The sequence below is a fragment of the Leuconostoc falkenbergense genome, from assembly GCF_045801155.1.
In the GTDB taxonomy this organism is placed as follows: domain Bacteria; phylum Bacillota; class Bacilli; order Lactobacillales; family Lactobacillaceae; genus Leuconostoc; species Leuconostoc falkenbergense.
On record NZ_CP174386.1, the window covers coordinates 2,124,900 to 2,149,007 of the forward strand.

At 38.6% G+C, this 24,108-nt stretch carries 22 protein-coding genes and 1 pseudogene; 6 read left to right on the forward strand and 17 right to left on the reverse strand.

Annotated features, from left to right (window positions below):
• Nucleotides 1–224: 224 nt before the first annotated feature.
• The 9 genes from ACI3ES_RS10985 to ulaG all read right to left on the reverse strand — a co-directional run bounded on the left by ACI3ES_RS10985 (nt 225) and on the right by ulaG (nt 7,843).
• Nucleotides 225–971, reverse strand: coding sequence for a multidrug ABC transporter permease (locus tag ACI3ES_RS10985; protein WP_114667552.1), 747 nt, complete (start codon nt 969–971; stop codon nt 225–227).
• Nucleotides 972–987: 16 nt separating this feature from the next.
• Nucleotides 988–1,869 carry an XRE family transcriptional regulator gene (locus tag ACI3ES_RS10990; protein WP_114667551.1) on the reverse strand — a complete coding sequence of 294 codons (882 nt, stop codon included), beginning with the start codon at nt 1,867–1,869 and terminating at the stop codon, nt 988–990.
• Nucleotides 1,870–2,188: 319 nt separating this feature from the next.
• The gene (locus tag ACI3ES_RS10995) at nt 2,189–2,899 is read right to left on the reverse strand and encodes an L-ribulose-5-phosphate 4-epimerase (RefSeq protein ID WP_114667550.1); all 711 of its coding nucleotides are present in this window, start codon (nt 2,897–2,899) and stop codon (nt 2,189–2,191) included.
• Entirely contained in the window at nt 2,899–3,765 is an 867-nt protein-coding gene (locus ACI3ES_RS11000; protein WP_004913457.1) for an L-ribulose-5-phosphate 3-epimerase, read from the reverse strand. The genes ACI3ES_RS10995 and ACI3ES_RS11000 overlap by 1 nt, the downstream gene beginning before the upstream one ends.
• Before the next feature lie 2 nt (nt 3,766–3,767).
• The gene (locus ACI3ES_RS11005; RefSeq protein WP_010292489.1) at nt 3,768–4,406 is read right to left on the reverse strand and encodes a 3-keto-L-gulonate-6-phosphate decarboxylase UlaD; all 639 of its coding nucleotides are present in this window, start codon (nt 4,404–4,406) and stop codon (nt 3,768–3,770) included.
• 10 nt (nt 4,407–4,416) lie between these two features.
• A complete protein-coding gene (locus ACI3ES_RS11010) occupies nt 4,417–4,722 on the reverse strand; it encodes a PTS sugar transporter subunit IIB (protein ID WP_004913450.1) in 306 nt (101 codons plus the stop codon).
• Between the two features lie 33 nt (nt 4,723–4,755).
• Nucleotides 4,756–6,267, reverse strand: coding sequence for a PTS ascorbate transporter subunit IIC (locus ACI3ES_RS11015; protein ID WP_114667549.1), 1,512 nt, complete (start codon nt 6,265–6,267; stop codon nt 4,756–4,758).
• 10 nt (nt 6,268–6,277) lie between these two features.
• Complete coding sequence (locus ACI3ES_RS11020; protein ID WP_010292480.1) at nt 6,278–6,757, reverse strand: PTS sugar transporter subunit IIA; 480 nt, start codon at nt 6,755–6,757, stop codon at nt 6,278–6,280.
• Nucleotides 6,758–6,769: 12 nt separating this feature from the next.
• Entirely contained in the window at nt 6,770–7,843 is a 1,074-nt protein-coding gene (gene ulaG, locus ACI3ES_RS11025) for an L-ascorbate 6-phosphate lactonase (protein ID WP_004914196.1), read from the reverse strand.
• A gap of 209 nt (nt 7,844–8,052) precedes the next feature.
• Between ulaG and ACI3ES_RS11030 the strand changes: the two genes are divergently transcribed.
• The 4 genes from ACI3ES_RS11030 to fba all read left to right on the forward strand — a co-directional run bounded on the left by ACI3ES_RS11030 (nt 8,053) and on the right by fba (nt 11,965).
• Nucleotides 8,053–9,549, forward strand: coding sequence for a transcriptional antiterminator (locus tag ACI3ES_RS11030; protein ID WP_267286826.1), 1,497 nt, complete (start codon nt 8,053–8,055; stop codon nt 9,547–9,549).
• Nucleotides 9,546–10,361: a Cof-type HAD-IIB family hydrolase gene (locus ACI3ES_RS11035; protein WP_114667547.1), complete on the forward strand. Its 816-nt coding sequence runs from the start codon at nt 9,546–9,548 to the stop codon at nt 10,359–10,361. The genes ACI3ES_RS11030 and ACI3ES_RS11035 overlap by 4 nt, the downstream gene beginning before the upstream one ends.
• Before the next feature lie 155 nt (nt 10,362–10,516).
• The gene (locus ACI3ES_RS11040; RefSeq protein ID WP_114667546.1) at nt 10,517–11,083 is read left to right on the forward strand and encodes a 5' nucleotidase, NT5C type; all 567 of its coding nucleotides are present in this window, start codon (nt 10,517–10,519) and stop codon (nt 11,081–11,083) included.
• Between the two features lie 3 nt (nt 11,084–11,086).
• Nucleotides 11,087–11,965, forward strand: coding sequence for a class II fructose-1,6-bisphosphate aldolase (fba, locus tag ACI3ES_RS11045; protein ID WP_114667545.1), 879 nt, complete (start codon nt 11,087–11,089; stop codon nt 11,963–11,965).
• Between the two features lie 67 nt (nt 11,966–12,032).
• Here fba and ACI3ES_RS11050 read toward each other — a convergent pair.
• From ACI3ES_RS11050 to ACI3ES_RS11070, 5 genes and pseudogenes are all read right to left on the reverse strand, one after another.
• A pseudogene (locus tag ACI3ES_RS11050) lies at nt 12,033–12,747 on the reverse strand (ABC transporter ATP-binding protein).
• A complete protein-coding gene (locus tag ACI3ES_RS11055; RefSeq protein WP_114667544.1) occupies nt 12,744–13,529 on the reverse strand; it encodes an ABC transporter ATP-binding protein in 786 nt (261 codons plus the stop codon). The pseudogene ACI3ES_RS11050 and the gene ACI3ES_RS11055 overlap by 4 nt, the downstream one beginning before the upstream one ends.
• Complete coding sequence (locus tag ACI3ES_RS11060) at nt 13,501–14,475, reverse strand: branched-chain amino acid ABC transporter permease (protein WP_114667543.1); 975 nt, start codon at nt 14,473–14,475, stop codon at nt 13,501–13,503. The genes ACI3ES_RS11055 and ACI3ES_RS11060 overlap by 29 nt, the downstream gene beginning before the upstream one ends.
• Nucleotides 14,475–15,353, reverse strand: coding sequence for a branched-chain amino acid ABC transporter permease (locus tag ACI3ES_RS11065; RefSeq protein WP_114667542.1), 879 nt, complete (start codon nt 15,351–15,353; stop codon nt 14,475–14,477). The genes ACI3ES_RS11060 and ACI3ES_RS11065 overlap by 1 nt, the downstream gene beginning before the upstream one ends.
• A 48-nt stretch (nt 15,354–15,401) precedes the next feature.
• Nucleotides 15,402–16,580 (reverse strand): ABC transporter substrate-binding protein, encoded by a 1,179-nt coding sequence (locus ACI3ES_RS11070; RefSeq protein WP_317211291.1) that lies wholly within the window; start codon nt 16,578–16,580, stop codon nt 15,402–15,404.
• Nucleotides 16,581–17,046: 466 nt separating this feature from the next.
• Between ACI3ES_RS11070 and ACI3ES_RS11075 the strand changes: the two genes are divergently transcribed.
• On the forward strand, nt 17,047–17,784 hold the full coding sequence (locus ACI3ES_RS11075; protein ID WP_114667540.1) for an ABC transporter ATP-binding protein: 738 nt from the start codon (nt 17,047–17,049) through the stop codon (nt 17,782–17,784).
• A 13-nt stretch (nt 17,785–17,797) separates the two neighbouring features.
• Nucleotides 17,798–18,592 (forward strand): ABC transporter permease subunit, encoded by a 795-nt coding sequence (locus tag ACI3ES_RS11080; RefSeq protein WP_114667539.1) that lies wholly within the window; start codon nt 17,798–17,800, stop codon nt 18,590–18,592.
• Between the two features lie 69 nt (nt 18,593–18,661).
• Here ACI3ES_RS11080 and ACI3ES_RS11085 read toward each other — a convergent pair whose 3' ends face one another.
• The 3 genes from ACI3ES_RS11085 to ACI3ES_RS11095 all read right to left on the reverse strand — a co-directional run bounded on the left by ACI3ES_RS11085 (nt 18,662) and on the right by ACI3ES_RS11095 (nt 23,508).
• Nucleotides 18,662–19,600, reverse strand: coding sequence for an AEC family transporter (locus ACI3ES_RS11085; protein WP_036068785.1), 939 nt, complete (start codon nt 19,598–19,600; stop codon nt 18,662–18,664).
• Nucleotides 19,601–19,754: 154 nt separating this feature from the next.
• On the reverse strand, nt 19,755–22,733 hold the full coding sequence (locus ACI3ES_RS11090; protein WP_242029760.1) for a DUF285 domain-containing protein: 2,979 nt from the start codon (nt 22,731–22,733) through the stop codon (nt 19,755–19,757).
• A gap of 151 nt (nt 22,734–22,884) precedes the next feature.
• Nucleotides 22,885–23,508 (reverse strand): carbonic anhydrase family protein, encoded by a 624-nt coding sequence (locus ACI3ES_RS11095; protein ID WP_004914166.1) that lies wholly within the window; start codon nt 23,506–23,508, stop codon nt 22,885–22,887.
• Nucleotides 23,509–24,108: the final 600 nt, after the last annotated feature.

The following is a 24,108-nucleotide window of genomic DNA, read 5'->3' on the forward strand; positions in this document are numbered from 1 at the left end:
AATCAACCTAACTAAGGTTTCAATACTGATTTATTATTAGTCACTCACTATTATAATGGTTTAACCGGTTATTTTCAAAGTACGGTCTTTACTTGTCTCTGTTGAAAATATATCGTCTTAATTTATGACGAGAACTTGATGAAGACAACGCTTTAGAATTATAAAATTAAAAACACCTCGCAAGTTTTTTCACTTTCGAGGCTACCTTTATTCAGCAGAAATGCTTAGTTTTTAACATGGTATCGTGCTACCAATTGCTGTTTTTTCAAATAAATAACGATAAACGGAATGGCAATCAATAAAACACTCAACAAAAATTTAAATAGAGATTGATTGACTGATTGGCTTTGTTCAATTTTTTTAATATAGTCAAAAATATAGTAGCCGGGGAAAAATTGCTGCATAACCGAAATTATTTTTATCAAGATACCGTTAGCGGCCGTTACGGTATCCCAGCGAATCATCAAAACGCCAAATCCCATACTTAACGGCATACTGAGCGCAGCGATTGTCTTTTGATCCATATAAATACCGATTAAAAAGCCAATCGCATTTAAATATAGCCCCATTATGAGTAGCAAAATAACTAACATAACTAAACTCAAATTAATCGACAAAGATTTAAATAAGACGCCAGCAAGTAAGATAACAAAAACGATACAGGCATTCAAAATAACTTGCACGATAAACTGATCTGTTATCCAACGTTTGATACTATAATGCGAAGTTTGAGATTGTAATTTATAAAACTGATAGGTATCACATATTTTTTTGGAAAAAGTCACAACAGAATTACCGGAAATACCGATTATCGCAGCAATTGTAAACCACAAATAACGATTGACCGAATGATGTGCAGTGCCGTTAAAAACACTTAACATCATTAAATACCACGCCAATGGGAAAACGACTGTAAACAAAATAAAACGTTTATTTCTGAATGTATCTTTGATTTCTATCCAAGTAATCATTAAGTAGCTCCTTTAATTATTGATTCATAAGACGATACCAATGTTCAATCGTCTGATTATTAGAGTGAATATTGGCAACTGATTCATCTGACTTAATCACACCGTCCTTTAGTAAAACGACGCGTGTAAAGTAGTTATCAATTTGATTGAAATCATGTGTGATGGTGACAACACTGCCACCCACATGATCCAAATAATCCCAAAATAAATCAATTGACTCTAAATCCATGCCCACTGTTGGTTCATCCAATATCAACAGTTTTGATGGTTTAATTAATGTTAAAAGTAATGCTAAACGCCGTTTTTGTCCGCCGGAAAGTTGATCCACGATCACTTCAGATTGCTCGGTAAGTCTAAATTTTTTGAGCATAGCGTCTATGTTGATCTTTGAGTAGGCATCATATATTTTCAAAGATAAAGCAATTTGTTCACGTACCTTTAAAGACCCAATCAAACAGTTTTCTTGCGTCATAACACTGAGGTCATCTTGCGTATTAAAATGTTTAACGACATTACCTTTATCTGGAATGATATTGCCCAAAATCGTATTAACAATTGTTGTTTTACCTGATCCATTGCTGCCCAACAAAGCGATACGATCTCTACCATAAATAGATAAATTGACATCCTTTAAAACAGGATTTTTGAATGATTTGTTTAAATTTTTCAGCTCCAATATTAAAGCATCGCCGTGTGTATGACCAGCAAGTAAAAAATCTAAGTTGACCGAAAATATTTCTGAAATAGAAATCAGCTTATCAATGTTAGGTTCTGATTCTCCATTCTCCCACTTAGATATTGATTGTCTAGAGACAAATAATTTTTGTGCTAACAATTCTTGTGACAAGTGCTTTTTTTGCCGCAAGGCGCTTAACTGCGATTTGAAAATGTTTTCCATACTTAATATTATTCTCCGTGATCTTGATTCATCAGCTGATAAAAATGATTATACATGAACAATTTAGTCAATAAACATTTTCTCACAAAAGTCGTGTATAGACTTTTTTGCGGAGGTCGCAACCGTTAGTTGCACCGTATTATCAATCGAAAACTGGGTGTTTTTTATCGTTTCCCTTAGCATAATCGCCCTCATTTATTAGGTTTTATTTTTGGTCAGTTTATATTGACTTTTAAGATTTTGACAAACACGGTTGCATACAAAATACCCCAAAAGCTATTATGCTTTTGGGGTATTTTGCGACATGAATTAACTATGATTAACAGAAACTGCTTTTTTTTTGCCCATAGTAAGCATTTACGCCGTGCTTGCGATAATAATGCTTATCAAGTAAGTATTGGGGCACATGAATATCCGAACGCGTCGATTGCAGCGCATGATAACTGATTTCTGCTGAAACTTCTAATACTTTAGCATTATATACAGACTTTGAGGCATTGACGCCCCATGTAAATGGTCCATGCTGGCTGACTAGAACAGCAGGTGTCGCATCAGGATCAATCTGCCTTTGCTCAAATTCTGACACAATGACTTTTCCTGTATTTAACTCATAAGCTGATTGAATTTCTTCTTGGCTCAAAGCTGGCGTGCACGGAATATCACCATAGAAAGTGTCTGCATGCGTCGTGCTAACAGCAGGAATATCCATTTGAGCAGCAGCAAAGGAAACACCCCATGGTGAGTGTGTATGCGTAATGCCACCAATGTTTTTGAAATGTCGATACAGATAGGCATGTGTCGGTGTATCACTAGAAGGGTTTAGATCCCCTTCCACAACGTTACCATCTAAATCAACCACTACCATATCATCAGGCTTCAAATCTTCATAGGCAACACCAGATGGCTTAATCACAAATAGTCCTTTTTCACGATCAATTCCCGACACGTTACCCCAAGTAAAGGTTACCAATCCCAATTTAGGCAAAGACATATTTGCTTGATATACTTCATTTTTTAGTTCTTCTAACATCATACTACCTCTATTAAAATACCTGCTTGGGTCAATAATTCAAGAATGAAATCGTGTGCTTTTTTGACTTGGTCAACACAATCTTTGTCTCGTTCTGACCACATCTCTATCGTAAATGTGCCTTGATAACCAAGCCGCTTCAATGTTTTAAATAATCCTAAAAATTCAACATTACCTGTTCCAAACGGCACATTTTTAAACTTGCCGGGTGTATTTTCTGTCACAGCCAAGGTGTCTTTGACATGAACAGCAACGATATTTTCAAATCCATCAGTCAAATCTTCCCCAGGATTTACCTGCGGCCATGCTGAAATATTACCGATATCAGGGTAGGCCTGCAGCCACGGTGACGAAATATTTTGTTTGATTTTTCTGATCTTTCCAATTGAATTAATAAAGTCATCGTCCATCGTTTCAATTGCAATCATAACCTGATTCGCCGCTGCAAAATCAACTACTCGCTGTAAATTCTCAATAAAATTCTCACGGGTGAGTGCTGTTTTGGCATGATAATACTCATCATATCCAGCAATTTGAATATTTCTTATTCCTAACTTTTTAGCTAGGATAATTGCTTTTTGACACATACTGTATGCCGCATCATAAAGGATAGGATCTTGTGAACCTAGGGGAAATTTACGTAATGCTGATAGCATCATTGTGTCGATTGAAACACCCGATTCATACGAATTTTTTAGTAGGCTAAATATGTCATTGTCCGACCAATCTAGTCGCGCAATACGCTCATCACTTTCGTCGATTGATAATTCAATAAAAGAGAAACCTTGCTGCTTAGCAAATGCCAATTTTTCCCGCCATGATAGTTGGAACGGTAAGGATTTTTCATTAATGCCCAATCGCGCCATCGTTATGCCCAGTACTTTCCAATTTCATCTTGGAAGGCTTGTGCAGCAGCTGCTGGATCATCTTGACCCGTAATGGCTCTACCAGCAATGAATGTATACACTGGTACATCTTTAAACAATTTAATCGTGTCTAAATTAAGTCCCCCAGTAACAGAAACTTTGAATCCCATTGAAATGAACTTTTTAACAATGTTGAGGTCTTTTTCACCCCATACTTCACCAGCCAATAAGGCGTCTCTGCTCTGGTGATAAATGACTTGTTCAATACCGATTTGTTGCCATTTTTCAGCCAAATCCCAATTCCATGCTGAGTACAATTCAACCTGTATCCCATCAAGAACCGACTTTGCAGATTTCATTGTAGCAATTGTTGCTGAATCAATAACTGTCATCAAATCAGCTCCAGCGTCTTTTGAATTTTGCGCCACCGTTGAGCCAGCGTCCGCACACTTTGTATCAGATGCAATAATTTTATCGGGAAACATCTCTCGCAAAACACTAATGGCCTGTTGTCCCGCCTGCAATTCAAGAATCGTACCAACTTCAACAATGTCAACAATCGGTCCTGCTAAATGCGCAATTCTTGCAGCATCAGCTAATGTATTTTGATCTAAAGCAATTTGTAGATTAGGCTTCGTCATTTTTTTATCCTCACTTCTTGTATTTCTCTTCAAAATCAGTTTCGTCAACAATTCGTTGGGTGATTTCTTTGTCACTCATAACATTTTTGACACCGACCACTGTCACGCCTTTTTTTGCGGCATCTTCAAACATGTCCACAAAGTTAAGTGGTGTGAAAACGGCATCATACTGGCTTGCCGTTGACTTTCCTTCGGCAATACTTGTGTGGTTAATTTTTGATACCGGAATGCCAAGCTTTTTCATTGATTTTTCAACACTTTTCATCATCATCAAGCTTGTACCCGAACCATTAGCGCAAGAAACTAAAATATTCATTATTATTCTCCTTTATTAAAGCAAATTAATTTTTTATTCAAGACCCTTATTTTCTTTATAGGCATCATAATCTTCAACCATCAAGAAATAATTTTTAGGATCCTTACGATATTCCAGCTGTGGAATTAGAAGTAGAATTGCAGCTACCACGACAACACCGAAGTAACCTAGATACTTCAAGATAACTGTGAATCCTGGCCAAACAGTATCCCAGTCAAACATACCCAAGTAACCACCGAACTTTGACATACCAATCCAAGTTGAGATTAGGGCTGCGCCAACAACTTGTATAATGCCTGAGAAAAATGGCAGAATCATGGCTGCTTTAGCACCAGCTCGGTTGTTGGCAATAACACCAAACACGGCATTGTCGAAGAACAACGGAATGAATCCGGCAATAATAATGGTTGGCGAGTGGAAAATCATCAGTGCCCCTATGGCTAAAAATTGTCCTAATGCGCCAAACAAGAAACCAATTGTCACGGCATTTTGTTCACCAAAGGCAAATGTCGCTGCAACATCAATACCAGGTACAGAATTTGGTAGGATCGTATCACTAATACCAGTGAAACTTTCAGTTAGTTCCCCAACGAATGTTCGAACACCCAGTTGCAAAATTGCTAAGTTAACAGCGAAGCCAAGGGATGTTGTGAGAATGTAGAAGAAGAAGCTCGCACCTTGAGCTAAGCCAGAGGCCCCTTTACTAGTAATGAATAGTTGATGGAAATAGTTTTCTCCTAGTACGAACATAATGATGCCAAAGAATAGAAACATTAATATCGCGGTGGCCACCATATTCTCATTAAATATTTTCAAAAAACCAGGTAAAGTAATATCTTCCAAGCGCTTAGAAGATGGCTTGTTCTTCTTTTTTTCAGAAGAACTCATCTTATCTGCTAACCATGCTACCAATGCAATCCCAAACATTTGCTGATGGGCAATTGCGAAACCGCCACCATCAGTAAGTCTTTGAATTGGCTTGATTGTCATGTTAGATCCAACAGCCCAATATAAGCCAAGTAACACACCCATAACAAGCAAAACTTCAATTCGTCCAAGACTCGGAATCGCAAATAGTAAAATCCAAAATGCTGTTGCTGCTTGCTGTACCTGAACATTTCCAGTGGTAAATACAGCACGTAATTTTGTATATTTAGAAAATCTTACTAATAAAATATTAAAGACAAAGGCGATTAGCAATAGAATCATAACGTCGCCAAATGAACGGCCAAACGTTTTTTCTAATCCATCTGTCACAGCATTTTGACCAAAGTAAGGATCAATCACTGTTGCCGTTAAATGAAAGCGGTCTTTCAGTCCTGTTAGTATCGGTCGGAAACTTGTTACCAGTCCGTTTGATCCAACAATTAAGATCATGTAACCAATTGTGGCTTTTAGAAAACCAGCCAAACTTTCATACCACGGCTTTTTCTCTAACATGTAACCAATCAAGACAATGAAACCAATCATGTAGGCTGGTTGAGTCAAAATGTTATTGGCAAAAAATTCCCAAATAGCTAATATTCCTGCGAATATATTATTCATCATGCTCTCCTCATTGTTCAGCAGGGATTTTATCAAATTGATTCATCACTTGAACGAAATCGTCCATTGATTCAACATCTGACAACGCTTCAATCACACCATCTGTCATCAATAACGACATTAAATTTTGAATATTCTCTAGGTGTTGCTTTTCATCCTTAGCTGCTAGCGTGAAAAATAGCTTCCCTTGTTTTTCAACATTGCCATCTTCAAACGAAACAGCTTCATTAAATTTGGTGAAACTAATACCTGTTCCTAAAACACCCGGTCCCGTAGCTAATGCGTGTGGCATCACCACACCAGGTACAATGACAATATAGGCGCCATTGTCTTCAACATTTTTAATAATTTCATTAATATATTGCTCGGTAATAATTCCCTTTTCTTTGAGATTTTCACCCGCAACACGCAACGACTCCCGCCAACTTGATGGCGTGTCATGGTAAATTCTTACCAAGTCGTTGTCGTAAAAGTAATTAAGCATTGTCATTTTGATTACTCCTTATAAGAATGAAGGGAATGGCACATCATTATCTTTTGAGAAGACATCTGAGAAGCCACGGTCATAATGATATTGAATCTTGTTTTGATCTTCTGGGAAAGTGTAACTACCACCAACACGCCATACAAATGGGTGGAATTGATAGTTAAGCGTGTCTTTTTTCATTTCCCATAATTTAACGATTTCTTGCGGATCAGCGTCGAAATTTGACCAAATATCATAATGTACAGGAATCACAACTTTGGCTTTCAGGTCCTCGGCTGATCGCAAAACATCAATTGATGTGACTTTATCCGTTATGCCTCGTGGATTCTCACCATAGTTAATAATTTCAACATCAACATGATTCTCATTGCCATGTTTAGCAAACATATTTGACATATGCGAATCGGCGGCGTGATATAGATTCCCACCAGATGTTTTAAACAGATAATTGACAGCAATTTCGTCCATATCTTGTGGTAGCGAATCTTTGATTGTGACATCGTTATCGACGGTTAATAGTGCTGTTCGATCAAAAGCTTCCAAAGCCTTGATCGTAACCGACTTCACGGTCACTTCATCTCCTGGGTGAACAACAATTGTGCGTTCTTCAGGAACTCCCCAACCTTTCCAAATATCAACAACCGCTTGAGGACCAATAAATTTCGTTTCTGGACCACTATTTTGTAACACAGCCGCTGCTGTATTGATGTCTAGGTGATCTGAATGGATATGTGTCACCAATAAGGCATCGACATTTTTAACAGCATAAGGATCAATAACGAATGGTTGTAGGCGTAAGTTCGGTTGCATCTTTTGAACGCCACTCATCCTCATCATTTGATGTCCTTGTTTCATCAAACCTGAACCATGTGTTTGCTTACCAGTACCATTCCATAGGTCAACTAGAATATTGGTGTCTTCATGTGTCTTCAACCAAATACCATTATTGGCTAACCACCACATCCGGAAATTCTTTTCGGGTACTTTTGATTGTTCAATTTCTTCATTTAACCAAGTGCCCCACTCTGGGAATGTATTCTGAATCCAATTTTCTCGTGTTGCCTCTTGAATTGTTGTTGCTTTTGCCATTTCTTTAAACCTTCTTCCAAACTTTTTTAAAATGTATGCGCTTACATTTGCTGGTACAATTACATTATGGTTGAGAATTAAAAAAATAAACAGTCCCATTACCTCACAATGAAAATGCTTGAATGAGACTGTAATCAATCACTTGCTCATTGTAAAATCAAAGTGAATATACGTTTTGGAAAGGAACACTAATTATGAGCGTACCAAATATGAATTACACCACATTCATTAACTACATAGCCAATCAAGATCTGCTCCCAAATGTTCAAACGATGTCTAACCGACTCAATTTATCTAGTCGTAAAATCTATTACTTATTACAAAGCGCCAATTCTGATTTACGTTCATCAAATCTACCCTTTTTGGCACCAAACACCAGAATTACACAAAACCAAATTGCCGTTTTGAAAGCGAAATTATCTCATGTTCCTTCAGATGATTATATTAATTCCTATGAACGACAACTGATTATTGATATTTGTTTGGCACTACCACTTAAAAAATGGACATTATCTGCTTTCCAAACATTATTTTCTGTCTCTAGAAATACTGTTCTCCGTGATATATCAGATCTCAAAAAGCGAGAGACATTTAAACCCGTTTTTTCGAAAAAATCAGGTTTTGAGTTTTCAGAACCGTTGTACGACTCATTCGTGCATGCCTATAACGGCCTAGCCTTACTGCAGAGTCATAAGAATGCACTATCGTATTTTATACGGTCACTGGATAAACACATACCTTACTCAAAATTTTTATTAATCAGCGAAAAATTGAAAAACATGTATCAAGATTCTCTAGGCAAAAAGATATCAATTTCCAATGCTTTAACGTTGACTATTTTTTCAACGCTTGCTTCGCTGTATAGTGAGCTAGATCCTATTGCACAGGAAAGTTTATTTACATCCGCTGACGTAGTTTCTTTTACCAAACGCAAAGAAAACGATATTATCAATGACTTCTCAATGATTACCAAAACAAATTTTTCATTAGATATGCCAGACGCCGTCAAATTATTTCTAACCTTGCAACTACTGAGTGTGACGAAAGAACAGGATAACCATTTCAGTGCGCGTGCCTTTCAAGATCTTTTAGTTGTCAGTCATGAAATCGTTAAAGCTTTTGTCCTCACTTCAGATATTAATATCAGTCAAGCTGAGCAAGAAGTTTTAACACGCAAAATACAAACACAGCTCAAGCCCTTTTGGTATTCATCTAAGTACCAAAGTATTACCGTATATGACTACTTATATCACAATGAAACTTTTGAAAAATACGTCACCGACGCACTGAGTAAAATCACTAATCGATCACTGTATCAACGTTTATTTCCTTTTGGACTGCTAACCGATCAGATTAGCATTCTAGCAATGATTTTTTATAATTTTAGCTTGTCACACGAAAAAATTCATAAATTACACATTTTGATGGTGACATCGCTCCCAATTTATAGTCAAAATCTTTTTGAAACATTAATCAAACGTAGTAGTTCTGCACCATGCGAACTATCGATTGTCTCGCTTAATGATTTTGAAAACTCGTCAAATGAACCTAATCAGTTTGATTTGATTATTACGGAATCGACTGAAATTGCGACGAAACAACCTACTTTTCTGATAGACAGTGAGCTGTCGGATAGTGAGTTTGACCGACTAAAAATGGTAATATCGCAAATTAACGTTACCAAGAAAGAGGAAAGCCTAACATGACGCCAAAATTAATTGCCTTGGATATGGACAATACATTGCTCAAATCCGACCGTACGCTATCACACAAAAATGCTACGATTTTGAAAAAATTACATGCTGATAACCATCATATTGTTTTAACAACCGGTCGCCCATTTCCAAATGTGCAGCCCTTCTTAACACAACTAGATTTAAGCAAAAATGATGACTATGTCATCTTGTTCAATGGTGGTGTGGTTAAAAATATTAGTACAAATGAAACACTCTTAAACAAGCGTTTCATGCTTAGTGATATGTCTGAAATTTTCAATTTAATCCATAATCTTAAATTACCTATTGATATTGTTTGTCCAGAAATCGTCTATTCTATTGCAGAATTTGGACAGTCTAACTATGTTAACTTAATTGGTAAACTGCTGCATTATCAGCAAGTTAGTATCACTGATTTGCCAACAACGTTAACATTTAACAAATTTGTCGTCTGCGAAACAGAAGACAAATTGAACTATCTCGAAAATATTCTTAATCACACACCCGTGTTAACCAAGAATATTTCATTTACAAGATCTCGGCGAACACTGCTAGAATTTGTACCTACCAACGTCAGTAAAGGCGCTGCACTCAAAGTGTTACTAAAAAAATTATCCCTAACTTCAAAAGATTTGATTGTTTTTGGGGATGAGGCTAACGATCTATCCATGTTTAAACTCGCCACTGTATCAGTAGCCATGGCTAACGCTATTCCACTAATTAAAGCGGCAGCCACGGATATCACCAGTAGCAATGAGGAAGATGGTGTCGCAACATTTTTATCATCCTACTTCAACATCTGAAACTATCACACAACGCATTCACAAAAAATCAAATGTATAAAATTGGTATACATTTGATTTTTTTATTCTGACGCTGTATAATTTTGTCTATTCCGAAAATGTAAGCGTTTTCAACAAAGGAGAATACTATCATCAAACCTAAATTATTCATTGATATGGACAACACTATCGTTGATACCTTGCCTGTATTAAATGCCGAAAATGATAAGCCACATCTATATCAGTTTAAAAAACCAGATCAAATTCCTGGCATTTTTCGATATTTACCACCTTTACCTGACGCTATTGATAGCATTTATGCCCTGTCTAAATACTATGATATGTACATTTTATCAACAGCGCCTTGGCAAAACCCTAGTGCTTGGGAAGATAAAATTAGTTGGTTAAATGATTTCTTTGGCAATCAGCCAGATAGCCCATTTTATAAAAAAGTTATTCTGACACACCAAAAAAATTTGAATAAAATTGCTGGTGCCATTTTGCTAGATGATCGTCCTTATCATGGTGCGCATGATTGGGATGATCCCGAATTAGATTCATTTTGGTTACAATATGGTCACGATAAAGAATTGGTATGGTCAAAAAATCTGGTTAATTTTTTAATTGAAGTTGCCAAATCCAATCACGCCTCAATTCGCGATAAAATTTTTTCAGTTAATAATAATTATCACTATTCACTCCATCAAACGGATCAAACATTTAAAAAAGAAAGTTGGGAATAACTCATGACAATCGTTTCTGGTAAAGAAATCGTTCAAACAGCGCGTCAACAAGGCTATGCCGTCGGCGCCTTTAATACAAATAATCTTGAATGGACACAAGCCATTCTGCGTGTTGCACAAGCAAAACAAGCTCCTACCATCATCGCTGCTTCGATGGGTGCCATTAAATATATGGGTGGTTTTGAAACCGTTGCTCATATCGTGCGCGACCTTGACCAATCATTTGGCATTACTGTCCCCATTGCTATTCATCTCGATCATGGTGATTACACTGCCGCTAAAGCTGCCATCAAAGCTGGCTTTACATCAGTTATGTTTGATGGGTCACACTTACCGTTAGCAGAAAACTTAGAAAAAACACGTGAGATTGTAGCGTTAGCTCATGAACAAAATATTTCAGTTGAAGCTGAAGTAGGCAGTATTGGTGGCGAAGAAGATGGTATCATCGGCACTGGTGAAATCGCGCCTATCGACGATGCGGTTGCCATGATCCAAACGCAAATAGATTTTATTGCAGCAGGGATTGGTAACATTCATGGTCGCTATCCAAAAGATTGGCAAGGGCTAAACCTCGCTCACCTCAAAGACTTAACAACTACTTTAGATAATATGACACACAGTCAGGTACCATTTGTCTTGCATGGCGGCTCTGGTGTCCCAGATAATCAAATTAAAGCAGCTATTAGCATGGGTGTTGCCAAAGTCAATGTGAACACTGAAGCCCAGCTGGCATTCCATCAAGCGCTAAGAGACTTTATTTTAACTGATCAAGATTTGATTGGTAAAAATTACGATCCTAGGAAACTATTAGCACCCGGCGTCACGGCCATAGAAACGAGTTTGGCAGAACGTCTGGCTGTTTTCGGTGCTGCATCACACTAAAAAAAAACGCTAACACAATCATTCCTGTGTTGGCGTTTTAGATATCGACTGACACACCACTATTGCGTCAACCGCCCAAATAAGCTTTTCTCACATCATCTGAAGCCAGTAATTCAGCACCAGTACCAGTCATCGTAATTTGACCACTTTCTAAAACATAGCCACGATCGGCAATCTTCAATGCTTGGTTAGCATTTTGCTCAATTACTAACACTGTCACGCCCTGTGCATTGACAGTCTTGATAATATCAAAAATTTTTTCAATAAATAATGGCGCCAATCCCATTGACGGTTCATCTAGTAGCAATAACTTCGGCTTAGCCATTAGCGCGCGTCCCATTGCTAACATTTGTTGTTCGCCACCAGATAAGGTTGCTGCATCTTGATTACGCCGCTCCTTTAAAATTGGAAATTGGTCGTAAATCAGCGCGTATTCTGACTTCAAATTAGGTGCCTTTATCACGTGTAAAGGCACCTAATTGCAAATTTTCTTGCACTGTCATGCCAGCAAAAACACGTCTACCTTCTGGTACTTGGGCAATTCCGCTAGACACAATTTTTGCTGAATCCATCCCTAAAATATCTTGATTTTGAAAATTGATGTGCCCAGAGGTCGGTTTGGTTAAATTTGAAATAGTTCTCAAGATTGTCGTTTTGCCAGCGCCGTTTGCGCCAATTAACGACACAATTTCATTATCATGCACAGTAAAATTGACATTTTGTACAGCTTTGATTGCGCCATAACTGACATTTAAATTTTCAACAGTTAACAATGCACTCATGTATCGTTTTCTCCCAAATATGCGCGGATGACATCAGCATTTTGTTGTATTTCTGCCGGTGTCCCGCTTGCCAATAATTTACCGTATTCCAGCACATACAATCGCTCACTCACCGCCATGACCAAATTCATATCATGCTCAATTAGGATAATGGTCATCTTAAATTCCTGTTGCACTTGTTTAATAAGGCGGGTCAAATCCGCGGTTTCTTGAGGATTCATCCCCGCAGCAGGTTCATCCAAAAACAAGATTTTTGGTTTAGTCGCCAATGCTCGAACAATCTCTAAGCGTCGTTGTTGCCCATACGGTAAGTTAGTAGCTAAAGTATCCTGAACACCCAACATATCAAAAATTGACAATAATTGACGCGCCTCATTTTTTAAAGTCGCTTCATGCTTGTAAAAAGATGGCAGTCGCAATATCGCGTCCCATGTGTGGGCTCGAGTATGCGAATTCATTGCAATCATAACGTTTTCCAAAACCGTACGGCTTTCAAATAAACGGATATTTTGGAACGTTCGCGCAATGCCCAATCGTGCTCTTTTAGCCGGTGATTGTTGGTTCACTATGGCTAACTTTTGACCATCAAACAAGGACACATCGCCCTCGGTTGGCCGATAAACGCCGGTCAACAGATTAAATAATGTCGTTTTACCTGCACCGTTTGGACCAATTAAACCAATTAATTCATTTTCGGAAGCTTCAATATTGACGTGATCAACTGCTGTGACACCACCAAAGCGAATGCTTAAATCATGCGTTTTCAGTATGGTCTGTGTCATGTCCATCTCCTCCATCAAATAGCCATTTTTTTAAAGATAATTCACGACTGCCAAAAATGCCTTGCGGTCTGATTAACATCACGACAATTAAGATAACGGAATAAATAACCATACGTAATGAACCAAAATTTTGTAACAATGTGTCTAAAATACCCAAAGCAATAGCCGTAATTACCGTGCCGCTCATTGACCCAATCCCGCCGATGACAATGATGATTAAAATCATAATACTTTGCATAAATGCATAGTCTTTAGGCGCAATAGATTGAATAAAACTTGCCCGTAAACTACCAGCCATAGCTGCAAACAAGGCGCCCAATACAAAGGCGATAACCTTATATTTTGTCGTATTAATACCTAATGATTCAGCAGCAATTTCATTGTCTCGTACTGCAATAATCGCTCTTCCCGGCATACTACGGACAAAATTAACCACAATAATTAGCGTGATAACTGCTAAAATATAGACCAATTGCCAACTAACAAACGGCGCAATACCAAAAATACCGGCTGGTCCGTTAGTAATTTTTAAGTTCATAATGACAATACGAATGATTTCTGCAAATCCTAGCGTTGCAATCGCTAGATAGTCACCACGTAAACGTAAAGTTGGTATCCCAACGATTAAGGCAACGATACCACTCACAGCGATACCAGTTACCATGCCTACAATAAAGCCCATAACACCGGGTATAACTGCCATAATTAGGGCCGTTGCATACGCCCCGATCGCCATAAATCCGGCGTGGCCTAGCGAAAATTGCCCTGATATCCCCACAACCAAATTCAAGCCCAATGCCGCGATCACATTGATGCCAATCAACACAATTGTTGTGACGCCATAATGTCCGATTAAGCCAACCATTTGTGCCATGAAAATCAAAACAAAGCCCATGGCAGCCATTGCTGCCCACGACAATGTGTATTTAATATGCGTTTGATCCATTACACCTTCTCCCGCTTGTTTTTACCCAAAATACCAGTCGGCTTTATCAACAAAATAACAATTAACATCGCATACACGACGGCGTCTTTATAAGCAGAAAACGAAGTCGCTTGCACCATTGTTTCTAATATACCGATCAGCCAACCACCAACAGCGGCTCCGGGAATAATACCGATACCACCCAAAACAGCTGCAACAAAGGCTTTCAACCCCGGTGTCATGCCCATCAAAGGATCGATGCTATTGTAATAAAGTCCAATCAACACACCACCAGCCGCAGCCAATGCTGATCCAATTGCAAAAGTAAATGAAATCGTGTGATTAATATTGATGCCCATCAAAGTTGCAGCATCAGGATCTGCTGACACCGCCCGCATTGCCCGACCCATCTTAGTGCGTTTGACAACATACGTTAGCAATAACATCAACACGACTGATGTCACGGCAATGATGAGTTGAATGTTGGACACTTGAATCCCATAAAAATGGTATTGCACAGTCTTAATAGCTTGCGGAAAAGAACGTTGATCAGACCCATATAGGTACGTCATGCCATTTTCCAGCAAAAATGATATACCAAGCGCTGAAATTAACACCGCTATCCTTGGTGAATGACGTAGTGGCCGATATGCAATATATTCAATCAAAACCCCAATCACCGCGCTGACTGCCATCGCCAAAATCAAGGCAATGAAGAAATTTAAGTGTAGCACTTTGATAAAAAAATAACCGAAATAGGCACCAAGCATATAGATGTCGCCATGTGCAAAATTAATTAATTTGATAATACCGTAAACCATTGTGTAGCCTAATGCTAATAACGCATAAACGCTGCCTAACATCAGTCCGTTGATTACTTGCTGAATGAAAATTGTCATTTTAACCTCAAAATTTGATCAACACGTCAACTCTGTGTAACGCTTGATTTACTTCACGACCACAGCAGATGACTCTTTACCATCAGTCATACCAACCATCACCATTGACTTCACCGGATTATGGTCTTTGTCAATCGACATTTTTCCTGTAACGCCTTCAAAATTCTTCAAATTTGCCAAACCTTTGGTAATCGCCGCCTTACTTGTTGAATTTTCATTTTCAATCGCTGCTTCAATCATGCGAACCGAATCATAGGCCAAGGCTGTAAACTGTGATGGCTCTTTGCCATAGGATTTCTTGTAGGCTTTTGCAAATGGCGTTGCCACTTTGGTTGCCGGTGCATCAACTGAGAAGTGAGCAGCATAATAAACATTGCTTGTATTTTTGTTGCCCGCAATCTCAGCAGTTTTAGGATCACCAATACCATCAGGACCAATAACTGGCACATTAATGCCCATATCGCGCATTTGCTTCAAAATGGCACCACCTTCGGTATAGTAACCATTGATAACCACAGCATCAAACTGCTTATCTTTTATCTTGGTCAAAACAGCTTGAAAGTCCTTGCTGCCTTCTTGATAGGACTCAACGTCAACAACCTTGCCCTTATATGCTTTCTTGAACGCAGCTGTAATGCCTGTCCCATAATCTGAGGAATTATCTTGGAAAATAACGACATTCTTGGCTTTCAAATTTTCAGTCGCAAATTGTGCCATCTTTGTGCCCATAAACGAATTCTTATATTGTGCTCGGAAAACATAAGGCTGAACTTTTCCATTTTTTTGTATCGTAATATTATCAGCGCCGGCTGTTGGTGAAATCATTGGCGTCTTCCCTTGTGTCGCAACTGGAACGGCTGCTTGAACGCCTGATGTGATAACAGGTCCTACAATTGCACTCACTTTTTCATTGTTAATCAAGTTGCTTGTCACTGACGCTGTTTCTGTATTATCCGTCTTGGCATCTTTATTGATAATCTTAAATTTGTAGCTTTTGCCCTTAACCTTGACACCACCATTAGCATTGATTTGCTTGATGGCAAAATTAGCCCCATCTTGTTCGGCTTTACCATACGAAGAGGCGTCACCTGATGTGTCAAATACGCCACCAATTTTAATTACAGTCGATGATGATGCCTGATCTGACTGACGATTCATTACCCCATATCCAATAATGCCGCCAACTGCGACAACAAATACTGCCCCAACAATTACAATTTTTTTCATTCTTCCTTCTCCAATTCTCTTCTCTACGTACCTTCTTTTTCGCAAATAAAAAACCCATGAATATCAAAATTCATGGGTTTAAATCGTTAATCATGATAATAGACATACTCATCATTTCAACACCCATGAAAACTGATTACCAGTTAGTCATGAGCGCGAAAAACCTCGTCATGACTTACAGCATGAGGAGGAGAAGGAGGGCTTGAGATGAGATTTGTGTTTGATTCATGTTTTGCATGATGTGTCGCCTCCAATTTCTTAATATTTAATATCATACAAGACGCACAAAATATTGTCAACAACTAAAAAGATGAGAAAAGTTATCATTTCAAATCAATCTATCGCACGGAACCTTGTTATATACGTCAAAACGTTACAGTTTATTCGATTTTTAAACACAAAGTTAAATACCCATTGACTTATAATTAATAATATCAGTAACAACTTCAAACCTAAGGAGATGCTTATGTTAAAAGTCAAACATGTCACCAAAAAATTCGGTGATTTTACTGCTATTTCTGATGTTTCATTTGACGTTAAAAAAGGTGAAATTGTTGGCTTCATCGGACCAAATGGATCAGGAAAATCAACCACGATTGATCTCATTCTCGGACTAACACATGCAACTAGTGGTCAAATTGAGATTGCTGGTGAACAACTTAATCGTAATAATTCAGCCAAGCTACGTCAAAATATGAGCTTTCTATCAACTGATATGAATCTTGATCGGACTGTTACTGGTCGACAAGCGTTGACTTATTTTGCCAATTTGCGACACGTACCAGAATCAGAGCGATCATCACGTATTGACCATTTAGCTGGCTTACTCAATGCAAATTTAGACAAACCTATCAAAAAACTCAGTCGTGGCAATCGTCAAAAAATTAGTTTGATAGCAGCACTCCTAAATAACCCAAAACTTCTAGTAATGGATGAACCAACAAGTGGTTTTGATCCCGTTGTGCAGAACACTTTCATTGATTTAATCCATCAACATAAAAAAAACGGCGGTGCAGGCTTAATCTCATCACATAATCTTAGTGAAGTTGCAGAAATTTGTGATCGGGTCGTTTTTATTGTTGGCGGTAAAATAGTTGCCAATAAAGAAATGGCTGAACTTCAGGCCATTGCGCCAAAACATGAAGTCATTGATCTAGATGCTGTTTTTGAAAAATTGGTACAAACACATCAAGATACGCGTTGAGGAGAAAACTAATATGCTAAAAAATATCTATGTTAAATCTTTGTTTGAACGCCGAATTGGCGTATTATGCTGGAGTATTGGCATCTTTTTGTTAATTTTTGGTGTTGGTCTGATGTTTCCGTCAATGCGTGACTTATTTGGCAAGGATATGGCGCAAATTCCAAAGGAATTTCAAGGGTGGTTTGGTGAAACAACCAATCTCATGACAACTTTTTCTGGATACATGGCGACAGAACTTGTTGGCAATATTGGTATTATGCTGGTTATTATGGCTATCTTGTATGGCATAATATTTATCGCTGGTGATGAAGAAAAAAATGTTTTGCAGTCTCTTTTAACTCTCCCAGTGTCAAGAACTCAAGTGTATTTTCAAAAATATTTTGCATTAACCACAATTAACATTCTGGCAATTATTGTTTGGGCAATTGCTGTATTAGCTGTTGCGGTCACTCTCAATGAACCGCTAAAATTTTCAGTTTTATTCAAAATTGTTGTCATGTTTTTTCTCACAAATATGACACTATCGACGCTTGCTTATAGTCTAAGTGCTATCAGTGGCAAACGATCTGTGGGTGGTATTGTAACTGGTTGCTATGCATTTTTAGCCTATTTCGTCAACGCACTATCAGCACAAAGCGATATTGTAGAAAAAATTAATTATTTTAGCATCTTTAAATACGCTGATTATATCAGTTTAATTAATCGAGCGATTGATCTTAACAATGTTTTATTAATGATCAGTCTCATCGTGTTGTTTGTGATTTCTGGACTATTGATTTTTACACGTCGCGATATTCAGCTCAATTAGTTGCAAATCAAAGCGTTATTGCATGTCATCAAAAAGGTAGCCACAAATATGTGGCTACCTTTTTCATAGTTAGTTAATAATCGTCATTAAAATTGGCACCACAACCAAGCTCAAAAGCGTCGATTCTGTGACCATAATGGCTGCATAATCCGCATCCGCACCGTACAAACTAGCAACTACTGGCGCATTAGTCATCACAGGCATTGCCGACTGCAAAATAAAGACTTGCTTCATCAAGATTGGTACATCAGCTTTCCACAGCAATACAAACATCACCATTGGCGCTAAAATAAAGCGACCAAACAAGATACCAAGACTATATTTGTTCACTTTTAGGTTATGCAATCCGGCACGTTGCACGGCTATACCAATGAAAAACATTGATAATGGCACCGTTAAACTACCCACGTACTGTAAATCAGAGGCAATAAATGTGGGTAATTTAATTTGGAAAACAACCAACAACACACCTAAAATGAATCCCAACAACGGTGGTGAAAATACTTTTGCTAGGGTTGTTTTGATATCAAACCGCCACTCCCCTTCACCATCTCGTTGAATTAAATAAGTGCCCAGTGTCCAAAAGAAGGTCGTGTTAATCATGTAGTAAACCAACACGTACGGCAAACTTTTAGTGCCAAACAGCGCCATGTTGATGGGTAGGCCAACAAACACCGTGTTTGAATTAAAAAACATGGACTGGAACAAACCACGTCTGTTTTTACGAATTGCTAATATGCGTGCAAACGCCACAGAAATTGCAAATAAGACCAACATTGAAATGATTGGAAATTTAATATCTGGTAGCAAACGTCCTAGCTCATCTTTAGTAAAATCTTGCGTGATGGTATTAACCATGTACATTGGCAAAGCCACTTGTGTGACAATACGTGCAATGATTTGTCCACTTTTGTCGGTAAACCACTTAGCACTCGCCAAGGAATAACCAATGGCGATCATCACCAAAATGACTAAAACACCCTGTATACTTTGAAAAAAAACAGCCAAAACATCGCCTCTTTAAAATGTGAGATTTAAATTAAAAACATTCACATGTTATCATATCATTTACTGTTCTCATTTGCATCTGTTAATTTTCAAAACTCATAAAATTCTGCATCTAAACAAAAAGCAGTGAACATTTGCCCACTACTTTTCGACGTTACGGCGTCTCGCTCAACGTCCATGTTAATTCTGATTCTAGTTGTACGCCAAGTAATGCTGTCTCGATCACCGCGCTTGGATTCAACCAAATACTGAAGTTTTTGGTATCATCATGGTTAAATTTAATATTCTTGGTCGCAGTCGCTGATGTGCCCGACCAGAAACTGCTAGCACCCGTGGCTAAATCATTAGCGCCATATTTTATCTTCAAGTTTGACTTAGCAATCTTAGCTGATTCACCATCAGTTGTCCAGTCGCTTGTTTGCGCCACGGTAACATTATACGTTGTAATGTTATCTAAATCTTTTAAGGCCACTGAACCAGTTGCCATGTTGGTTGCCAGCGGGCTATTGCCATTAAAGAAGTCACTAGCCCCTAACGTACCAAAAGTAATGTTAGAGACACTGTCGATAGTTGGTGTTGAGGGTTCTGCCTTGTTAGCCCAGACATAAGTCACTGGTTCTGTTCTATCAGCGTACATTTCTGTCGTTGTGACCATCGCGCCCTTGGGATTAAATTGTGTTCCTGTGCCAACAATTTGCCAACTGGCAGCAGTTGTCTTGTAACTTGTACCCGGAATCGTTGTTCCGGCGACCGGAGCTGATCTAAAGCCTGGATTAGCGATAAATTTAATATTCTCTCCTAGGGTGATTTTCCAAAGCTTATTAGTACCGCTGAACATAGTGGTAACCGTAGCACCGGATGTATTCCAGCCGGACAAATTAAGAGTTCTTAAGGATGGCGCATCGGAAAACATAGAGCTAAATGTGGTCACCTTTGTCACATCCCAATCACTCAAATCTAAACTGGTCACACCACTGCTATCGAACATATTGTTCATAATCGTGACATTGGTCGTCTTGAAATTAGTCAGCGTTAGGTTGGTTAATGCGGTCGTCCCACTAAACATGAGACTCTTGCCTACTGTGCTGGCCGTCCGGTTGACTCCCCAATTAGTCAGGTCCAGTGTTGTTAACGATTTCGCCACTTGAAACATACTGCCAAATGTCGTCACCTTTGTCACATCCCAATGACTCAAATTTAAGCTGGTCATGCCACTGTTATAGAACATATTGCTCATATTCGTGACATTGGTCGTCTTAAAATTAGTCAGCGTTAGGTTGGTTAATGCGGTCGTCCCATTAAACATGGAGCTCATGTCTACTGTGCTGGCCGTTCGATTGACACCCCAATTAGTTAGATCCAACGTTGTTAACGATTTTGCACCGGAAAACATAGAGCTAAATGTGGTCACCTTGGTCACATCCCAATCCTTTAACTCTTGTAACGCTAAATTGGTCACGCCACTGCTTTGGAACATATTGCTCATATTCGTGACATTGGTCGTCTTAAAATTAGTCAGCGTTAGGTTGGTTAATGCGGTCGTCCCACTAAACATGGTCTGCATTGTCACTGTGCCGGCCGTTCGATTGACACCCCAATCAGTTAGATTCAATGTTGTTAACGATTTTGCACCGTAAAACATATAGCTAAAACTCGCTACCTTGGTCACATCCCAATGACTCAAATCTAAACTGGTCACACCACTGCTAGCGAACATAAAGCTCATATCAGTGACATTGGTCGTCTCAAAATTAGTTAACGTTAAATTAGCTAATGCGGTCGTCCCCTCAAACATTTTATTCATGTTTACTGTGCTGGCCGTCCGATTGACTCCCCAATCTGTCAGGTCCATTGTTGTTAACGATTTTGCTTCATAAAACATATATTCAAATGACGTCATCTTGGTCACATCCCAATGACTCAAATCTAAACTAGTCACACCACTTTCTCTGAACATATGACTCATAATCGTGACATTGGTCGTCTTAAAATTAGTCAGCGTTAGGTTGGCTAATGCGGTCGTCCCAGTAAACATGGAGCTCATGTTTACTGTGCTGGCCGTCCGATTGACTCCCCAATCTGTCAGATTCAATGTTATTAACGATGTTGCCCTTCTAAACATCGACCAAAATGATGTCACCTTGCTCACATCCCAATCACTCAAATCTAAATTGGTCACGCCACTGTTTTCGAACATAAAGCCCATATTAGTGACATTGGTCGTCTTAAAATTAGTCAGCGTTAGGTTGGCTAATGCGGTCGTCCCATTAAACATGGAGCTCATGTCTACTGTGCTGACAATTCGATTGGCACCCCAATCTGTCAGGTCCAATGTTGTTAACGACTTCGCATCTCGAAACATACCATTAAATGTTGTCACCTTGCTCACATCCCAATCACTCAAATCTAAATTGGTCACGCCACTGTTTTGGAACATATAGTCCATTGAAAACACGTTACTTGTAACGAACGTACTCAAATCTGGTGTTGACAAAGCACTAGTCTGATCAAACCAATATGCCATGTAAGTCACAGAGGAAGTATTAAAATTATTCAAATCAATGAACTCGCTTAACTGGGTCAAGTTAGCAAACAAATAGGTCACAGCCGTTGGCGCAACAACACCACTTTCAAATTGAATGCTCTTGACGTCTGCCGGTGTCACACCCGCATTAGTTAAATTTGTGTCAAGTCTCTGCGCCAATGTGCCAGTTGAAAAAACCAACAAACCAGTATCAGAATCGAAGGTCCAAGTGGAATCACCATTGGTGTTAGTTGTGATTGCTCTTGGTGCTTTAGCTTGTACAACAACTTTCTGGTCGTCAGTTGTTTCAGCCTCTTTAGACTCAGCTTCTGTCACCCCACTATCTTCAACCGGTCCCTCAACTGTTTCAGGCTCATCTACTTCTGGCTCTGATGATGGTTCCTCAGCAGATGGCTCATCAACATTAGCGTCAACCCGTTGAATGAGTTCTTGTAAGTCAGAACGTCCCTCATTTGGCAAACGCATTTTAGTTGTTGCATTGCTGTCATCATGGTCCGCTAATTGCGAAGCAGTAACTGCTTGAACAGGTCCAGTAAGTGTTAATATTGTGATTAAAATTATTAAAGTTAGTTGTTGTTTTAGACGCATATCTTCACTCCTAACCCTCATTCTACTAGGGGGGGGGTGGAAGATTCTGTGAATATTTTCAGAACAATTGTGTCCTAATTTATAAAATTTTTTGTGCTACTTTAGAACTAAAAAACTTACCGAAAATTCGGTAAGTCCTGATTACATCATATTAATTTTTATCATTATAATAAGTAATTGTTCGTTCATTAATCGCTTGAATATCACGGTAATTATCTGGATAGTGGTCGTGTAACACCGCCTTATCTTCTGATGAAATAGCCACAGGCTCAGTCAACACAAGCCATTGAATATCATGTCGAAGTGGTGGTGTTGTGAGTGAGCCAACATAGTGGAAATAACTATGATCATCTGGTAACAAACGCATCAATGTTGCCGAATTGACCTGATTATCATAGATATTTTGAACAGCACCAGTTGTTACATTGGCACTAACATCCCCAAAACTAGCCAATACTAAGGTTTGATCCTCATGTTGAAAAACAAAGTGGGTCTCCACATCATGTCGTTGACCATTCACCAAGTGTTCTGCCCCATCATGAAAGTGAAAGCGTTCGAGTTCCCAAATTTGATTATCAAGGCGTAACTGCCCATGAACTAGGAATTGCTCGCCTATTTCACGATCATCATATTGCACCTTATCTTGGAAAGAAATCTCTAATTGCCCAGTTTTTTGAGGTTGAACCGACTGCGTCGCAATGTCGATTGGTGACTGATAAGCTGTATCATCTGGCTGACGCCAATTTTCTTGTTCTGTATAATCTAAATGCCGCATGTCATTCTCCTTTGCACTATTCTACCATTAAAAGTTTTATTCTCTTACAAAAAATTAAGGGCATTTTTTGCGATATTGTCCCTCTTTTTTTGTCCATTTTTTCACATGCGTAAGACAAGATTTTCAGAAAATCATTTAAAATTTAAAATTCTTAAACTTTTCTTTACATTCACAACCTTATCCATATTTATCCCCTAGGCTGTTGATTCCCAAGGGCTTAGCAATTTTTATAAACAACGCCCTACACAAGTTATCCACATATCCACAAGTTGTGCACGTTATCATGTGGATATTGTGGATAACCAACCTCACATATTGTCTTTTCACACGTTTTCCTGTGCATAATCATGTTGATGTGTGGATAACCCACACATTTGTTCGTCTCATTGTCCACATTCGTGCTTTTTGGTTGTCCACAACTGTTGATATTCTCTAAAGTTGTCGTTACCCTGTGGAAAACTCGTTTTCTTATTGTTATAATTATCTTTGCTACTGCTTCTAAACTTTTAGAAACACAGTCAGTTCAATCCATGATCGACGCTAAATCTAACCAGCGTTTGATCGTCATTTTTGACTTGAACGCTTTTAGGAGAGAGATAC

What these genes read in the sequence shown, in the direction of transcription:
- ACI3ES_RS11005 (WP_010292489.1), bottom strand. Translation starts at nt 4,406, where the DNA reads ATGACGAAGCCTAATCTACAAATTGCTTTAGATCAAAATACATTAGCT.
- ACI3ES_RS11075 (WP_114667540.1), top strand. Translation starts at nt 17,047, where the DNA reads ATGTTAAAAGTCAAACATGTCACCAAAAAATTCGGTGATTTTACTGCT.
- ACI3ES_RS11030 (WP_267286826.1), top strand. Translation starts at nt 8,053, where the DNA reads ATGAATTACACCACATTCATTAACTACATAGCCAATCAAGATCTGCTC.
- ACI3ES_RS11065 (WP_114667542.1), bottom strand. Translation starts at nt 15,353, where the DNA reads ATGACAATTTTCATTCAGCAAGTAATCAACGGACTGATGTTAGGCAGC.
- ACI3ES_RS11090 (WP_242029760.1), bottom strand. Translation starts at nt 22,733, where the DNA reads ATGCGTCTAAAACAACAACTAACTTTAATAATTTTAATCACAATATTA.
- ACI3ES_RS10985 (WP_114667552.1), bottom strand. Translation starts at nt 971, where the DNA reads ATGATTACTTGGATAGAAATCAAAGATACATTCAGAAATAAACGTTTT.
- ACI3ES_RS11035 (WP_114667547.1), top strand. Translation starts at nt 9,546, where the DNA reads ATGACGCCAAAATTAATTGCCTTGGATATGGACAATACATTGCTCAAA.
- ACI3ES_RS11070 (WP_317211291.1), bottom strand. Translation starts at nt 16,580, where the DNA reads ATGAAAAAAATTGTAATTGTTGGGGCAGTATTTGTTGTCGCAGTTGGC.
- ACI3ES_RS10995 (WP_114667550.1), bottom strand. Translation starts at nt 2,899, where the DNA reads ATGTTAGAAGAACTAAAAAATGAAGTATATCAAGCAAATATGTCTTTG.
- ACI3ES_RS11040 (WP_114667546.1), top strand. Translation starts at nt 10,517, where the DNA reads ATGGACAACACTATCGTTGATACCTTGCCTGTATTAAATGCCGAAAAT.
- ulaG (WP_004914196.1), bottom strand. Translation starts at nt 7,843, where the DNA reads ATGGCAAAAGCAACAACAATTCAAGAGGCAACACGAGAAAATTGGATT.
- ACI3ES_RS11010 (WP_004913450.1), bottom strand. Translation starts at nt 4,722, where the DNA reads ATGAATATTTTAGTTTCTTGCGCTAATGGTTCGGGTACAAGCTTGATG.
- fba (WP_114667545.1), top strand. Translation starts at nt 11,087, where the DNA reads ATGACAATCGTTTCTGGTAAAGAAATCGTTCAAACAGCGCGTCAACAA.
- ACI3ES_RS11000 (WP_004913457.1), bottom strand. Translation starts at nt 3,765, where the DNA reads ATGGCGCGATTGGGCATTAATGAAAAATCCTTACCGTTCCAACTATCA.
- ACI3ES_RS11095 (WP_004914166.1), bottom strand. Translation starts at nt 23,508, where the DNA reads ATGCGGCATTTAGATTATACAGAACAAGAAAATTGGCGTCAGCCAGAT.
- ACI3ES_RS11055 (WP_114667544.1), bottom strand. Translation starts at nt 13,529, where the DNA reads ATGACACAGACCATACTGAAAACGCATGATTTAAGCATTCGCTTTGGT.
- ACI3ES_RS11060 (WP_114667543.1), bottom strand. Translation starts at nt 14,475, where the DNA reads ATGGATCAAACGCATATTAAATACACATTGTCGTGGGCAGCAATGGCT.
- ACI3ES_RS10990 (WP_114667551.1), bottom strand. Translation starts at nt 1,869, where the DNA reads ATGGAAAACATTTTCAAATCGCAGTTAAGCGCCTTGCGGCAAAAAAAG.
- ACI3ES_RS11020 (WP_010292480.1), bottom strand. Translation starts at nt 6,757, where the DNA reads ATGACAATGCTTAATTACTTTTACGACAACGACTTGGTAAGAATTTAC.
- ACI3ES_RS11080 (WP_114667539.1), top strand. Translation starts at nt 17,798, where the DNA reads ATGCTAAAAAATATCTATGTTAAATCTTTGTTTGAACGCCGAATTGGC.
- ACI3ES_RS11015 (WP_114667549.1), bottom strand. Translation starts at nt 6,267, where the DNA reads ATGAATAATATATTCGCAGGAATATTAGCTATTTGGGAATTTTTTGCC.